We start from the raw sequence: 13,084 nt of genomic DNA on the forward strand, positions 1-13,084 counted from the left end.
CTGTTTAAGAATAGAAACCTGCTGAGCGAGGGGTATTGCTTGTTTTGTGTAAATCATAATATAAAAAAACGGCCCGGCGTGTTGCACTGTTCTAATGGGAAGTGTGCCGGGATTTATTGGGTGCAAAGATACGACTTTTTTATGAAATAACAAGCATTTTTCAATTTTTCTTATCAAAAATGCCTCATTTTTCCCCTATAAGTTGCTGACTGTATCTTCATCAAGCGTGACGGATAGCTCCAACTCGATAGCCATGCGTTGCTCGTTATACCTGAGGTCCCAGATACATTCCCCCAGAACGGCGTTCACTACCGTTCGGATTTCGTCCTGCGTTCGCCAGATGGAGTCGTAGTCAGTCATATATGCTTGATAACCTTACAAGGATTGCCAACGGCAACAGAGTTTGAAGGTATGTCCTTAGTCACCACTGAACCAGTACCGATGGTTACGTTGTCACCGATGGTAACACCTGGGAGAATGGTCACACTGCCTCCAATCCACACGTTATTGCCAATGGTGACAGGCTTGGCCCATTCCTGACGAGTGTTGCGCTCTACAGGGTCCGTGCTGTGGCAAGCCGTGTAAATACTTACGTTAGGTCCGATGAAACAGTCATCGCCAATGATGACGGGGGCTTCATCGAGCACCGTGAAGTTGAAGTTGGCAAAGAACCTCTGGCCAATGCTTATTTGTTTGCCATAGTCGCAGCGGAATGGCTGATTAATCAGGAAGTTGTTATCACCTACATGACCAAACAAATCCTTGATGATTTCCTTCATATTGTCAGTCTCTGACGGTCGAAGGGCATTGTATTCATATATCTTTTCCCTCGCCACTTTCAGTTCCTCCAATAACTGTGGGTCAATGGCAGAATACACTTCGCCTGCCAGCATTTTTTCTTTCTCTGTCATCTTTATCTGATAATCTTTGCTTTCTGTAGGTTGTCGAAGTTGCTCCAGAAGTCCTCCTGTTCGGGAGCGGTGAAACCATCGTTTTCTAATTCTTTCAAGATTGCATCCAGCAACTGTGTCTTGGAAACTTTCAGGTTCGGGTCAACATCGATACTGTAGGTGAGGATGTCGCCCAACGAGCCGACGTGAACACCCGTAACGATGATGTTGCCATCGGTTTCAGCCACCTGAATATGATGATTTGCGCCATATTCGGGTTTGGTCTGTGTAAGCTGCTGGAATAGCGGAGATTCGCTATACTGCTCAGAGTCTACAGAATATGTAAGTTCGCGGAGTGTCATTTTTGGGGTATAGGTTTTGCCAGTTTCATGGCATCTTTGGTGCCAAATGTTCTTCTAATGAGGGTTTCAACATACTTCGTGATGTATATCTCATCATCAATATGCGTGATGACTCTCAACACTCTCGTTTGATTGAACCACACGATTTGCACAGAACTGTTTAATGTGTGACTATGACCGTATATACTTAGTCTTGCCTTTTCTTTTTTCAACTTCTCAAAGTTTTTCAGCCCCACTTTGTTCTGGTTGTACACATGGGCAAGCTCTGTTCCTATAGCTTCAGCTAAATCTGCAACTATGACGCTTTCAATCATGTTGATGTCTGCCGACTCCATGTAGGCTGCCCAATCTACTATTGTTTCCCAGTCATAGTGCTGTGCAGCTAACAGGATGTCATATTGTTGCCACACCACATTTCCTGCATTTCCATGCAGGTGTTTTATCTCTTGAATGTAGCTTATGTCATCAAGCATTGTCTCTGCTTCGTTATCGGCTTTTGCTCTCGTTTTCGCTTTGCGCTTACCTTCTATGAACATGTAGGCTAAAATGCCTGCTAATGGACCGCTGATAGCGGCTAGAGCTTGAAAGAATGTATCCATTATTATATCCTTTTTGGAATGCAAAGTTATAAATTAAATATCATAAAATGGCTGAATTAACGGCTAAAATAATCGCTGTTTTATCAATTATTACTGATTTGGATCTGAAGACTGACAGAGTTTGCCTGTATATATTCTCGCTTTGCCATATGTAGGCCATAGCAATTCCTAATATTTCGTAAAACTTGGGACAAAGGTAAAAATAATAATTCTTTTTTGTACCTTTTCAAACAAATATTATGTTTTGTCCTCGCTTATTCGTATCTTTGCAACATGAAAGCAAAGATTCTTTTTTTGCATGGATTCTATGCCAGTGGTCAGTGTGTGCCGGCAATGGCATTAAGGAATGCTTTCGAGGGTAATGCGGAGGTGCTGACACCCGACCTCCCGATACATCCCAAGGAGGCTGTCGGCTATATCCGTGGCTTGATTGACAAAGAGAAGCCTGATATGCTGGTGGGCAACAGTTGCGGTTCGTTCTATGCACAGATGATAGCTCCTACGCTCGAACTACCTGCATTACTTGGAAATCCACACTTCAGGATGACGGAGTTTCTAGAAACACGTATTGGCGCACACCAATACAAGTCGCCACGAAAGAATGGCAAGCAGGACTTTATCATCGATAGCCAGCTGATAGCAGAGTTTGCGGAAATGGAGGCACACCAATTCGACAACTGCAATCCGGACTACAAGGAAAGGATATGGGGAATCTTTGGCGAACAGGATACGCTGGCACACTTCGAACCACTTTTTCTGCAGTACTATAGTCACTCATTCCATTTCCCTGGTGGCCATACACCAACTGCTGAGGAAGTACAACAATATTACGTACCACTTATCAAGAAGATGCTCACCACAAATCTTTGCAATCAATAAGTAACATAACAATAAAAGACTAAAATATGTTTGAGCACATTGTAGAATTCACTGCCTGGCCGATACTGACCGGCATTTTGATTGGCTATGTTGCCAACCGCATCATGAGCGGTGAAGGCAAGGGTTGTTGTATGAACCTCATTGTGGGTATTGCCGGCAGTTATGCAGGTACTTTCATCAGTCACTTACTGAATATAGAACTTTTTGGTAAGGGTTATCTCACCAACTTTGTGTTCTGTGTTGTAGGTGCTATCACCGTGTTGTGGATTTGGAAAAAACTCTTTGATTGACGATGATTACCATTGACACTACCAACATGTGCTCGCATCTTCAGAAGAAGCTGTTTGAAGAGGATGGTATCTATCATTCTCTTTGGTTGGCCATGCAAGATGATGCTGAGGTGACGGCGGCATACTCAGTACGCTGATTGATGAAGTGTGCGGCTGGGTAGTAACCCGTAAGTTGCAGACCAGTGGTTATACCGTCCAGCTGAATGTGAAGTTCCGTAAGGCAGTGCCTACAACCGAACCGGAGCTGACCATTCGGGCAAAGGTGACCAAGCAAGTACGGAATCTGGCCTACATCAATGCGGAGATCATTAACTCAAAAGGTGAAGTCTGCAATGAGGGCGAGGCCGTCTACTTCCTGATGAACCAAGAGAAGGCAAAGGAAATGGGGTTCTTACATTGCGATGTAGAGGAATGATGGTGATCTGTCATTAATTAGAAAGGTAATTCCAATTTAACAAATCATATGAACATAGAAGACTATCGCAAGTACTGTCTGTCATTAGGCGATGACATTGAAGAAAAACTACCTTTCCAGAAGTTCAAAAACGGAGAGGGCGTGTTGGTGTTCTATGTAATGGGACACATGTTCTCATTATTTGATTGTAATGATTTCTCGGTCATCTCGTTGAAATCATATTATTAGTAAAGAAATGGCTTGGAAACTCAAATATCGCTGCAGCCAATGTGGCTACGAAGCCGAGGTGTACGAAGGCAGAGGACTCTTCCGACAAGAGATCCGTGCCGTGTCGTGCCCGGATTGCAAGAGCATCCAGAACATCGTGGTGGGTGGTATCATTGCCGACGTGGCTCCCTCCTATAGAAGCGAAGTCGGCAGGCTTTGTTTGCAGTGCGGCAGTGATAATATCCGAGTATGGGATGGGCATACCTGTCCCAAGTGCCAGGGCCAGATGGAGCTGACGGGGGAGAAAGAGTTTTGGACTTGATGAAAGTGAGTAAAGCGAAGAATTAATTTCTGAGACAAAGGTATATGATAACGTTCTATCTAAGAATGCTGGAGGGGAAAATCCTACTAAGGTTTAGGAGTTTCACCCCTCCACTTTAGGATTTATCCTTTGCAAATCAGCCGAAAAATGCCGTACTTTGCACTGTGATTAAGAAACAAATGTATAACTCTTTAAAGATAGGAGATTAAGATATGAAGAAGAAGATGATGATTCTGGCAATGATGATGGTCATGACTATCTCTGCCACAGCTATGAGCTATAACGCAGCAAAGAACGAAGCCCTCTTCCTCTCTGACAAGATGGCTTACGAGCTCAACCTCACCGCTGCACAGTATGAGGCAGTCTATGAGATCAACCTCGACTACCTGATGAGCCTGAACGGACACGCTGATGTCTTCGGCATCTGGTGGGAACGCCGCAACGCAGACCTCCGCTATGTTCTGAACAGCTGGCAGTACGACAAGTATGTGGCTCTCTCCCATTTCTATCGCCCTGTGGCTTGGAAGGCCGGTAGCTGGACGTTCGCAGTGTACGCTCACTATAAGAGGGGCCATTTCTACAATGACCGTCCAAAGGTGTACGTGACCTACAAGGGTGGAAACCGCTCGACCTATGGTCGCTTGCAAGGCAAGAACCGTCGTGACGTCCGCTTCTATGCTGACCGCAAGGTGACAAAGCCCATTGTACATCATGCAAACAACGTTCCTGCTAAAGTCAACAAGTCCAGCAACGGCTCTACATGGAGAAATACAGGAAACACCTCTCGTCCTGCCACCACAACGAAGGCCAACGGTCTTTCTAACGGCAATCGCCAGATAGCAATGAATACAAACAACAATCGCAGCGGTTCAGGCCACTTCGGAGGACGCAGATAAAAGCACACGTTTTGCCTCTACATATGCCTTTCAAAAAAGGACACGGGGGAGCTCTCAGAAACGGGAGTTCCCTTTTTAGTTATGCCCCAATGTTAATCTGTTACCACATCATTGAAATGCTCCTTGCCCCAGGCTATCAGAGCTGTGAGTGCAGGCATCAACGATTTACCAGTCTCTGTCAGGGAATACTCCACTCGGGGAGGAACCTCCGGATAGACCTCACGATGTACAAGGTGGCTCTGCTCCAGATTCTTCAGCGTCTGCGAGAGCATCTTCTGGGAACAGTCCGTCATCAGACGGCGGATCTCATTAAAGCGCAAAACACCCGTCTCGCTAGTGTGAAGCATATAGAGCACCAGCATAGACCACTTGTCACCAAAACGACTCACTACTTGCCTGATTGGACAAGCCAAATATTGACTTCGTCGAGCTTCTTCGCGACTCGCCCATTTGAGCGAGCTCAATGGGTCTCGCTGCTTCGAACCTTCTGCTTTGATATCTGCCATTTCAATTTACGATTTGACTTTTTACTATTTACTATTGATGTTTACACGGCGAAGGTAACAAATAGTTACCAAGTAACAGCATTATACTTAGTTAATCTAAGTTAATGTCACTTTCGCAGAAGTCCGATAACATCACAATTCCTACTTTTTGGTAACTATGTCACCTAAAAGTGCCTTCTTGTGGGATTGAGGAAAAGGTTGTAATTTTGCAGCGCAATTCGAGATAAACATGTATAATCAATATAAGGAAAAAACAATGAAACAGATTGAGACAATTAAGAGTGGTAAGAATTACAGCGCAGTAAGCGTAGGTAAGATGAGTGAGATTATCGAGCATGTGCTTCCGATGGGCCCCAACGTAACCATTCAAGGTAAGGTATTCGCAGGTCAGGCCGTAGGTGCTACAGGTAGCGAACTGAGTTTCCAGACGCTCGCTCCTGGTCAGGACAGCGGTTTCCTGCACACTCACAAGACTCACGAGGAACTTTACATTATCCTGAAGGGTGAAGGTCTGTATCAGGTGGATGGTGAGATCTTCCCCGTCAGCGAAGGCACCATCATCCGCGTTGCTCCCAATGGCAAGCGTGCTCTGAAGAACACGGGCAGCGAGAACCTGACGATGCTCTGCATCCAGTACAAGGCCAATGCCTTCACCGAGGCTGACAGCCCTATGACTGATGGCACAATCCTGCAGGAAGAACTGAAATGGTAAGCGAGATGTTCGACAAAGCTTTTCAGTTTCTGAAAGACCATAAGGAAGTCGCCTTCGCCACAAGCGAGGGCGATTGTCCTAAGTTGCGCATCTTCCAGATTATGAAGCAGGAAGGGCATGTGCTCTACTTCGCCACTTCTGCTAAGAAGGCCGTCTATCGGGAGTTACGCCAGAATCCCAATGTTGAGATACTGGCCTACGCAGATAATATATCCGTTAGATGCTCTGGCATGGTAAACTTTAACGTCGAGGATGATGTGAAGCGATGGATATATGACAATAATCCCGTGCTGTCTCGTCTTTATACGAGCTATGACCAGATGGAATATTTCTGTCTGCCAATAGCAGAAATGGACTATTACGATTTGTCACCTACTCCACCCATGTTCCAACATTTCGACCTAATTGCAGGCGAAGTTTGCGATTCAGCGAGAGAATTGCCAAACATGTTTGAGCAATCCCGAGCGTAAGCAAACTCGACCGAAGGTCAAGTTGGACAAGGTTTTGTAGGTGAGAGATTCTCAAAATGAAAGCCTTACTTATATGTAGTCTTTTGCCTTGCTATCAAGTTCTGAAAGACGGTCAAGGGCAGCTTGCAATGTCTCGTCACGCTTGGCAAAATGGAAACGGATGAGATGATGCACATCCTCTTTGAAGAAACAACTGCCCGGAACGGCTCCCACCCCGACATGCTCTGCAAGCCACTCACAGAAATGCAGGTCATCCTTCACACCATACTTTGAGACATCAAGCATCACATAATAGGCACCTTCAGGATCAGTAAACTCCAATCCAAATTGACTAAGTCCGTCGCAGAACAGATGCTTCATGTGAGTATAATGCGCCTGCAACCCTTCGTAATAGGAATCTGGGAAAGATAGGCCAACTGTGGCAGCCTCCATCAATGGAGCCGCTGCACCGACAGTCAGGAAGTCATGTACCTTTTTTACACGGTCGATGATGCGTTCTGGGGCAATGACATAGCCGAGTCGCCAGCCTGTGATGCTGTAGGTCTTAGAAAGCGAGCTACATGAGACCGTGCGCTCCCACATGCCTGGCAGCGTAGAGATATAGACATGCTTGTGAGGCGCATAGACAATGTGCTCATAGACCTCATCGGTAATCACATAGCCGTCGTACCTTATGACGATATCTGCTATCGTCTGAAGTTCCTCACGTGTAAAGACCTTGCCACAGGGGTTTGACGGATTGCAGAGCACCAATGCCTTAGCACCCTGTCTGAATGCATCCTCTATCAGGTTGGCATCGAAAGAAAATTTAGGCGGCACGAGCGGGATGTATATCGGCTCAGCACCGCTCAGGATAGTGTCTGCCGTATAGTTCTCATAGAACGGTGAGAAGATGGCTACTTTGTCGCCAGGATTCACAACAGTCATCATGGCAGCCATCATGGCCTCCGTAGATCCGCATGTCACCACGATGTTCTTATCAGGGTCAATGTCCAAACCAGTGAAGTGACTCTGTTTCTTTGCCAATGCCTCACGGAAATTCTGCGCTCCCCAGGTAATGGCATACTGGTGAGGGCCATGGGGAGCAATCTCCGTCAGGCGGTCTGTGATCTCCTTTGGAGGATCGAAGTCCGGGAATCCCTGAGAGAGATTGATGGCTCCGTACCTGTTTGATATCCTGGTCATTCTACGGATAACGGAATCCGTGAATCCTGCTGTTCTTGTTGATAATGGTCGCATATCTATGTATCTAATAATCCTAAATCGTTTATATAGGGCGGGCAGATTTATCGGGCTTCTGGAAGAGGTACATTTTTGCGGTATCCTATGCCGGTGACTTCTGTTATCTGGCATCCTGCAGCCGCTGCAAAGCGGTCTGTCATATTCAATATTTCCTTGATATCCATATCTGTCTTTGTTATATCTGCCTGCAAAGGTATAAAAAAATATTGAGCATTCCTTACGGGCTGCCCAATAAAAATTTAAAGTGAATAAAGCGAAGAATTAATTTCTGAGACAAAGGTATATGATTACTTTCTATCTTAAAAAGACATGAAAAGATTGGGTTTTTCCATCTGTTTTCGTACCTTTGCAATCAATATGTAACATAACGAACATGTGCTCGCACCTGCTGACCTACATCTTTCATAGCGGCTTTGTGCTCGAAATGGAGCGTTCTATCCTGGTCTTCGATTACTGGTTGGATCCCAGTGGTGTAATGGATGGCGTGCTTCGGAGCGGAAAGCCCATGTATGTCTTTTCCAGCCACTTCCATGAAGACCATTTTACGAAGGAGATTTTTGAGTGGAAGAAGCTGCGAAAGGATGTCACCTACATTCTCTCCAAGGACATCTACAAACACCGGAGAGCCAGCAAGGAGGATGCAGATGTATGGTTGGCAAAAGGCGGCACATGGTCTGATGATACCATATCCGTATGGGCATTAGGCAGTACGGACAGCGGCGTATCGTGGATAGTTGAGTCAGAGGGCAAGCGTATCTTTCATGCGGGCGACTTGAACAACTGGTATGCTAAGTTCTTGTCAGACGATAATCCTGATCAGGAGCGATATAGTTTTGAGATGGAGGAGACGTTCAATCCGATAGCTCACGAAAAGCAATTCCTGGGCGAGCTGAAGGACATCCGCAAGGTTACCGATAGTTTCGATGTGGTGATGTTTCCCGTAGATGGACGTGTCGGTAATGGCTATACCCTTGGTGCCCGTCAGTTCATCGAACGGTTCAAAGTCGGGTTATTCGTTCCAATGCACTTCACTACAGGATTTCAATCCTCCTGGCGCATGAAGGAATTTACGGATGAAAAGAACATTTCCTTCTGGGAAATCAACAGGGAAGGAGAAACAATCGAAATCTGAGTGCAACTCAGGAGTATGCGAAAGGTTTCTATGAGAGCGTTGGTTTCCGTCAGTCCTCTTCCATCTTTATCCTTGACGGCATCCCACATATCCAGATGACGTACAAGTTTTAGTCTTTATTCATCTTCGCAGGAAGGCTGCAATCAACAATAACAAATCTTAGACCTTTGGCTTATACAGCATAGCGACAGTTAAAGTATGATAGATTAATCTGGAATCTTCAGGGATGGCAAGAAGGTAGGCGGTTATAGTTCCACAGCGGGCCAGCCATTATCCTGATAGAAGCGGATGTTGAGGCCATGCTGTTTGATATACCATTGCAGTTGTTCCTTGCGGGCTGCCTCACGAACGTCTTGGTTGCTATTCATGTTTTGGAAAACATCATAATGCTTGCCGAAGATACGCTTACCACTGGCCTCATTCCCTGAACCATCGACAGTTTGTTCGAAAGCAGTCACTACGGAGTTCCCGTCTTTCTGTAGAACAGTCATACAGCCGGCATGATTGCCACCTGACACCGTCTTCAGCGTATCGCCTTCGATGTTGTACCAATATACCCAGGAGTCACACCATACTCGGGTTTCATTACCCTGTTCCTCTTCAGCTACAATCAGCAGCGTAGGAATGCATAGCTGTCCCTGCAGATAGTGAGCGCCAATCTCCTTCACCAGATAGCCGCTCATGGCATCACGCAAGGTCTGCTCCTTGCGATTGATGGCAATATGGCGGATGCAATCTTTCTTATGGTCGTCAAAATCTGATATCAGCCACTCGCCGTCCACCTTTTCCATGTACAGCTTGTGTTCCTCAACATCGCTGTTCTCGTCGAACGAGCCATCCTCCCATTTCTGGCGAACCTTAATCGTCGCTACGGCATGAGTATCATCAGTCTGTTCAACACCAGCCACCTCAAAGTCGGCTATTGTGCCGCCATTGCCTGTCACGAAGTAATACAACCACTCATGATCCATGGCCTCCTGTTCGGGCAGGTGGTTGAACATGGTGTCCAACACCGCATAGAAGTCGGTAGTCATAAACGGCTTCGACTCAGCTTTTAACTCATGGTCGGGAATATACTTACACAACTCTGCAGCGCGTTCTTTCAGCTGCTGTTCCTTATTTCCACAGGCGGCCAATAATAAAGCTGCCAGAATGATTGTAACTATTTGCTTTATCATATATCAACTTTATATTACCATCCCTCCGGCAACACGATATTCTCTACCTCGTGTGCACCTTCGAACAACGGAGCAATCTCTTCGTCGGTAAAGCCTGCGATGCCACAACCGATGCGGGTCACGAGGAAAGTCAGTTCCGGATGCTCCTTGGCGAACTGGATAAACTCATCCACATACGGACGGATGGTTTCTACCCCACCCTGCATCGTCGGGATGCCGTAGCTCTGCCCCTGCAGTCCTACGCCCTGCCCCATGATAGCTCCAAACTTGCGGTAGGCGATATAAGCCGCTCCGCCGCCATGCATTCCCTTCAGGTTGCTGCCGAATACGAAAATCTCGTTAGGCTGCAGTTCTGTAATAAATTCTGGTGTTGTACGTTTCTGTTCCATAACCGATTCTTTGAATAGGTTTATCATCGACTTTGTCATGCTGCCCGTTCCGAGAGAAGGAGCCTCCATAACCTCTGCAAAAACCATTCCACGCTCGTCCATGACCTCTGGCATATCCAAGTCCATATCGAAGTTCTTCTTGAAATAAGGAATGATGATTCGTTCCTTCAACTTATTATATTTCTGCGATACAGCTGATGGTGTCATACCCAGTTCTGCAGCAATCTCCTTACCTTTGAAGCCCTTCAACAGCATCATGGTAATAAGCCATCTCTCCTCCCTGTCCAATGATGCATGGTCGCAGATATCCTCCACCATCCGGTTGAACTGCAGCCGCAGGTCACTCGTTACGTCGAACGAGCGCAGATAGTCTTCAAAGGTAATGCTGCCATACTCCTTCTTGTACCATTTCAGCGCGTCGAGCACCACATATCTGAAACCATTGATAAGCCAAGTGCGTAGACTCAAGTTGGGCGAGTGATCCTCCAATGGTTTCCAGTCGTGCTCCATCAGATAAAGCGCATACTGGTGAGCCAGTGACATAAAGTCCAGGTTCTCCTTCTCGCGCAATTGGTACCGTTGGTCAAAGATGTTATACCCCACTCGACAGTACCCGTAGAAATATTCGCGGATAATGTCTGCGTCGCCCTCACGGAACCCGTCTAGAATCTCTTTGTCTGACAGTTGCTGATAGTACATATACGATTATTTTCTGCAAAAATACAAAATATTTTTTCTACTTGCTTAATTTTTCTGCAAATTCTTCTTTAAAGAGATAAAGACATGTCTAAAAAGAAGTTTCAAACAATTAAAAACATGACCATTATGAAAACAATGATGCAAGACCCACTGCCCACCAAGCGTGTTCACAACCTGATTATCGTCGATGAAAGCGGTTCCATGGAAGTTATCCATAAACAAGCCTTCACCGGTATGAACGAAACCCTGCAAACCGTTCGACAGCTGCAGAAGAAATACCCTGATCATACACAACTCGTCACCCTCCTCACCTTTGACAGCGGTCACACCACCTGGCACTACGATAATGCTTCGGCTCTGAAGACCAGAGGCCTCAGTTGGAGAGCCTATAACCCCTGTGGCGGAACCCCTCTCTATGATTCCATCGGTAAAGGTATCTCCAAAGTCAATGCCCAGATAGAAGAAGACGACCATGTACTTGTTACCATCATCACTGACGGCGAGGAGAACAGCAGCGAAGAATGGACGCTGAAGATGGTTCGCACGATGATTGAGAAGCTGAAGAAACAAGGTTGGACCTTTACCCTCATCGGTACCGACAACCTCGATGTAGAATCTATGGCTCATTCCTTTGCCATTGATGAGCACCTGGAGTTCCAACAGGACGAGGAAGGCACTAAGGCTATGTTTGCCCGTGAGCGCCACAGTCGTGTACGCTTTAACTGCTGTTTGGCTGAGGGAGCTCCGATGGATAAAGGCTCATTCTTTAAAGAAGACTAAGAAAGAAGAAGCGGCTACTTATTAAATGGTAGCCGCTTCTTGTCAATTTATTAGTTCAATTATCTTTCTTCTGAATCTGCTACAAAAATTTGGAACTTTCAGTTTTATTTACTATATTTGCCCCCATATAACTGATAAAAGAAGCTAAACGAGAAAATAATTATGAGAGCCAAACGATTTTTCAACTATTTGTTAGCAGCCCTGTTATCTTACAACGCTGCAGTCATGCTCACCGCATGTAGCAAGGATGACAATCCCGTTAATTACGAAATTACGCTTGAGAATGCTCTGGACGATGGGACCATAGTAGCTTTTACTTTCAACGTGAACGGCGAGGACTTCTACATTGCCTTCATGAGAGTGGGCGACACCTACGAACTGCTGGACTATGGCCCGATGGGTGCTGTCGCCAATTCCTTGAGGCGTGCCGATGAACCGACCATCACCGAGCAAGATTGCGAATTTACGATGGAGCACGACAAAGCTAACAACGTGCTTAAATTGACCGTCAAGGAGAAGAAGACTTCCAACCTGGTGCTGATTGCTATCTTCGACGTCAAGGAGAGTACTATGGAGGTGATACCTGGAGACCCGAAGTACAAGGTGACAGGTGTTAAGATGAAGGTTTCAGACGTTGAGATTACTAAACTGCTGAAGGAGAAAGGCAAAGGCATCACACTGACTGACGCACTTGTGAAAGGAGCTAAGGTGCAGATTGTATACAAGTGGAACAACAGTTACACAACCACCTTTACTTTCACCAATGAGGGTGGGACGTTCTCCTGCGCCACTACAGGCGACAATGCTGATATGTTCAACAGTTTCCTGAAGCAGGAGGGCAACGAACTCTTTTTCTCTGCTAAAGATAAAGACTGGTTTTCCAGTGGTGAATGTAATCTCGAGATTAAATTCAACTACGTGAAGAACACCTATAAGTTCTGGACGGTCACACATGACGTTTACGACTCCTTCACTATCAGTGTGAACGGCACCAATATCACATCGTCGCTGACCAAGGAGAATTAATAAGAGAACGGGAGAGCGACGACAGATGACGTACAAGCCTATGCCCTAAGTGATTGCAGAAACACACTCAGAATGATAAGCGAGAGTCCC

Annotated in this window: 20 protein-coding genes and 1 pseudogene; 13 read left to right on the forward strand and 8 right to left on the reverse strand. The window is 46.0% G+C overall.

What is annotated here, in order from left to right; all coding sequences use genetic code 11:
• Positions 1-356 precede the first annotated feature (356 nt).
• Genes BLU47_RS02430 through BLU47_RS02440 form a run of 3 tightly spaced genes read right to left on the reverse strand, consistent with a single transcriptional unit; the run spans position 357 to position 1,851 of the window.
• On the reverse strand, positions 357-911 hold the full coding sequence (locus BLU47_RS02430) for a sugar O-acetyltransferase (protein WP_091957931.1): 555 nt from the start codon (positions 909-911) through the stop codon (positions 357-359).
• A gap of 2 nt (positions 912-913) precedes the next feature.
• Positions 914-1,252 (reverse strand): hypothetical protein, encoded by a 339-nt coding sequence (locus BLU47_RS02435; protein WP_091957933.1) that lies wholly within the window; start codon positions 1,250-1,252, stop codon positions 914-916.
• The gene (locus BLU47_RS02440) at positions 1,249-1,851 is read right to left on the reverse strand and encodes a hypothetical protein (RefSeq protein ID WP_091957936.1); all 603 of its coding nucleotides are present in this window, start codon (positions 1,849-1,851) and stop codon (positions 1,249-1,251) included. The genes BLU47_RS02435 and BLU47_RS02440 overlap by 4 nt, the downstream gene beginning before the upstream one ends.
• A gap of 273 nt (positions 1,852-2,124) precedes the next feature.
• Between BLU47_RS02440 and BLU47_RS02445 the strand changes: the two genes are divergently transcribed.
• The 7 genes from BLU47_RS02445 to BLU47_RS02470 all read left to right on the forward strand — a co-directional run bounded on the left by BLU47_RS02445 (position 2,125) and on the right by BLU47_RS02470 (position 4,860).
• Positions 2,125-2,730: a YqiA/YcfP family alpha/beta fold hydrolase gene (locus tag BLU47_RS02445; RefSeq protein ID WP_091957939.1), complete on the forward strand. Its 606-nt coding sequence runs from the start codon at positions 2,125-2,127 to the stop codon at positions 2,728-2,730.
• Between the two features lie 26 nt (positions 2,731-2,756).
• The gene (locus BLU47_RS02450; protein ID WP_091957941.1) at positions 2,757-3,020 is read left to right on the forward strand and encodes a GlsB/YeaQ/YmgE family stress response membrane protein; all 264 of its coding nucleotides are present in this window, start codon (positions 2,757-2,759) and stop codon (positions 3,018-3,020) included.
• A gap of 2 nt (positions 3,021-3,022) precedes the next feature.
• Complete coding sequence (locus tag BLU47_RS15055; RefSeq protein WP_255402072.1) at positions 3,023-3,157, forward strand: hypothetical protein; 135 nt, start codon at positions 3,023-3,025, stop codon at positions 3,155-3,157.
• An 8-nt stretch (positions 3,158-3,165) separates the two neighbouring features.
• Positions 3,166-3,435 carry a PaaI family thioesterase gene (locus tag BLU47_RS02455; protein ID WP_255402059.1) on the forward strand — a complete coding sequence of 90 codons (270 nt, stop codon included), beginning with the start codon at positions 3,166-3,168 and terminating at the stop codon, positions 3,433-3,435.
• A gap of 48 nt (positions 3,436-3,483) precedes the next feature.
• Positions 3,484-3,663 (forward strand): MmcQ/YjbR family DNA-binding protein, encoded by a 180-nt coding sequence (locus tag BLU47_RS02460; protein WP_091957944.1) that lies wholly within the window; start codon positions 3,484-3,486, stop codon positions 3,661-3,663.
• A gap of 7 nt (positions 3,664-3,670) precedes the next feature.
• Positions 3,671-3,964, forward strand: coding sequence for a hypothetical protein (locus BLU47_RS02465; RefSeq protein ID WP_091957948.1), 294 nt, complete (start codon positions 3,671-3,673; stop codon positions 3,962-3,964).
• 212 nt (positions 3,965-4,176) lie between these two features.
• Entirely contained in the window at positions 4,177-4,860 is a 684-nt protein-coding gene (locus BLU47_RS02470) for a hypothetical protein (RefSeq protein WP_091957951.1), read from the forward strand.
• Between the two features lie 92 nt (positions 4,861-4,952).
• Here the strand turns inward: BLU47_RS02470 and BLU47_RS02475 are convergent, their stop codons facing one another.
• Positions 4,953-5,366 carry a winged helix-turn-helix transcriptional regulator gene (locus tag BLU47_RS02475; RefSeq protein ID WP_255402060.1) on the reverse strand — a complete coding sequence of 138 codons (414 nt, stop codon included), beginning with the start codon at positions 5,364-5,366 and terminating at the stop codon, positions 4,953-4,955.
• Positions 5,367-5,622: 256 nt separating this feature from the next.
• Here BLU47_RS02475 and BLU47_RS02480 point away from each other — a divergent pair, with 256 nt between their 5' ends.
• Both BLU47_RS02480 and BLU47_RS02485 read left to right on the forward strand, forming a co-directional pair.
• Positions 5,623-6,078: a cupin domain-containing protein gene (locus BLU47_RS02480; RefSeq protein ID WP_091958341.1), complete on the forward strand. Its 456-nt coding sequence runs from the start codon at positions 5,623-5,625 to the stop codon at positions 6,076-6,078.
• Entirely contained in the window at positions 6,072-6,548 is a 477-nt protein-coding gene (locus BLU47_RS02485) for a pyridoxamine 5'-phosphate oxidase family protein (protein WP_091957953.1), read from the forward strand. Before BLU47_RS02480 ends, BLU47_RS02485 begins: the two co-directional genes overlap by 7 nt.
• A 69-nt stretch (positions 6,549-6,617) precedes the next feature.
• Here the strand turns inward: BLU47_RS02485 and BLU47_RS02490 are convergent, their stop codons facing one another.
• Positions 6,618-7,787, reverse strand: coding sequence for a pyridoxal phosphate-dependent aminotransferase (locus BLU47_RS02490; RefSeq protein ID WP_091957956.1), 1,170 nt, complete (start codon positions 7,785-7,787; stop codon positions 6,618-6,620).
• 376 nt (positions 7,788-8,163) lie between these two features.
• On the opposite strand from BLU47_RS02490, the gene BLU47_RS02495 reads away from it, so the two are divergent.
• Both BLU47_RS02495 and BLU47_RS15250 read left to right on the forward strand, forming a co-directional pair.
• Positions 8,164-8,922 carry an MBL fold metallo-hydrolase gene (locus BLU47_RS02495; RefSeq protein WP_091957960.1) on the forward strand — a complete coding sequence of 253 codons (759 nt, stop codon included), beginning with the start codon at positions 8,164-8,166 and terminating at the stop codon, positions 8,920-8,922.
• Positions 8,919-9,035, forward strand: a complete 117-nt coding sequence (locus BLU47_RS15250) for a GNAT family N-acetyltransferase (protein ID WP_369796956.1) — start codon at positions 8,919-8,921, stop codon at positions 9,033-9,035. Before BLU47_RS02495 ends, BLU47_RS15250 begins: the two co-directional genes overlap by 4 nt.
• 132 nt (positions 9,036-9,167) lie before the next feature.
• Here the strand turns inward: BLU47_RS15250 and BLU47_RS02505 are convergent, their stop codons facing one another.
• The 3 genes and pseudogenes from BLU47_RS02505 to BLU47_RS15255 form a co-directional block, all read right to left on the reverse strand.
• Positions 9,168-10,100: a hypothetical protein gene (locus BLU47_RS02505; protein ID WP_091957961.1), complete on the reverse strand. Its 933-nt coding sequence runs from the start codon at positions 10,098-10,100 to the stop codon at positions 9,168-9,170.
• Between the two features lie 14 nt (positions 10,101-10,114).
• Entirely contained in the window at positions 10,115-10,489 is a 375-nt protein-coding gene (locus BLU47_RS15060) for an A1S_2505 family phage non-structural protein (protein ID WP_091958347.1), read from the reverse strand.
• 183 nt (positions 10,490-10,672) lie between these two features.
• Positions 10,673-11,188: pseudogene (locus tag BLU47_RS15255) on the reverse strand (transcriptional regulator); the annotation flags it as partial.
• A 126-nt stretch (positions 11,189-11,314) separates the two neighbouring features.
• Here BLU47_RS15255 and BLU47_RS02515 point away from each other — a divergent pair.
• Together BLU47_RS02515 and BLU47_RS02520 are read left to right on the forward strand one after the other, a co-directional pair.
• Positions 11,315-11,968: a vWA domain-containing protein gene (locus BLU47_RS02515; protein WP_255402061.1), complete on the forward strand. Its 654-nt coding sequence runs from the start codon at positions 11,315-11,317 to the stop codon at positions 11,966-11,968.
• A gap of 162 nt (positions 11,969-12,130) precedes the next feature.
• On the forward strand, positions 12,131-12,994 hold the full coding sequence (locus tag BLU47_RS02520; protein WP_143025436.1) for a hypothetical protein: 864 nt from the start codon (positions 12,131-12,133) through the stop codon (positions 12,992-12,994).
• Positions 12,995-13,084 lie beyond the last annotated feature (90 nt).

This window comes from Prevotella sp. tc2-28, from assembly GCF_900107705.1.
Taxonomy (GTDB): domain Bacteria; phylum Bacteroidota; class Bacteroidia; order Bacteroidales; family Bacteroidaceae; genus Prevotella.

Coding starts and splice junctions, on each gene's coding strand:
- BLU47_RS02460 (WP_091957944.1), top strand. CDS start 3,484: ATGAACATAGAAGACTATCGCAAGTACTGTCTGTCATTAGGCGATGAC.
- BLU47_RS02475 (WP_255402060.1), bottom strand. CDS start 5,366: ATGGCAGATATCAAAGCAGAAGGTTCGAAGCAGCGAGACCCATTGAGC.
- BLU47_RS02470 (WP_091957951.1), top strand. CDS start 4,177: ATGAAGAAGAAGATGATGATTCTGGCAATGATGATGGTCATGACTATC.
- BLU47_RS02465 (WP_091957948.1), top strand. CDS start 3,671: ATGGCTTGGAAACTCAAATATCGCTGCAGCCAATGTGGCTACGAAGCC.
- BLU47_RS02505 (WP_091957961.1), bottom strand. CDS start 10,100: ATGATAAAGCAAATAGTTACAATCATTCTGGCAGCTTTATTATTGGCC.
- BLU47_RS02515 (WP_255402061.1), top strand. CDS start 11,315: ATGAAAACAATGATGCAAGACCCACTGCCCACCAAGCGTGTTCACAAC.
- BLU47_RS02435 (WP_091957933.1), bottom strand. CDS start 1,252: ATGACACTCCGCGAACTTACATATTCTGTAGACTCTGAGCAGTATAGC.
- BLU47_RS02520 (WP_143025436.1), top strand. CDS start 12,131: ATGAGAGCCAAACGATTTTTCAACTATTTGTTAGCAGCCCTGTTATCT.
- BLU47_RS02495 (WP_091957960.1), top strand. CDS start 8,164: ATGTGCTCGCACCTGCTGACCTACATCTTTCATAGCGGCTTTGTGCTC.
- BLU47_RS02485 (WP_091957953.1), top strand. CDS start 6,072: ATGGTAAGCGAGATGTTCGACAAAGCTTTTCAGTTTCTGAAAGACCAT.
- BLU47_RS02490 (WP_091957956.1), bottom strand. CDS start 7,787: ATGCGACCATTATCAACAAGAACAGCAGGATTCACGGATTCCGTTATC.
- BLU47_RS15055 (WP_255402072.1), top strand. CDS start 3,023: ATGATTACCATTGACACTACCAACATGTGCTCGCATCTTCAGAAGAAG.
- BLU47_RS02445 (WP_091957939.1), top strand. CDS start 2,125: ATGAAAGCAAAGATTCTTTTTTTGCATGGATTCTATGCCAGTGGTCAG.
- BLU47_RS02450 (WP_091957941.1), top strand. CDS start 2,757: ATGTTTGAGCACATTGTAGAATTCACTGCCTGGCCGATACTGACCGGC.
- BLU47_RS02440 (WP_091957936.1), bottom strand. CDS start 1,851: ATGGATACATTCTTTCAAGCTCTAGCCGCTATCAGCGGTCCATTAGCA.
- BLU47_RS02480 (WP_091958341.1), top strand. CDS start 5,623: ATGAAACAGATTGAGACAATTAAGAGTGGTAAGAATTACAGCGCAGTA.
- BLU47_RS15060 (WP_091958347.1), bottom strand. CDS start 10,489: ATGGAACAGAAACGTACAACACCAGAATTTATTACAGAACTGCAGCCT.
- BLU47_RS02430 (WP_091957931.1), bottom strand. CDS start 911: ATGACAGAGAAAGAAAAAATGCTGGCAGGCGAAGTGTATTCTGCCATT.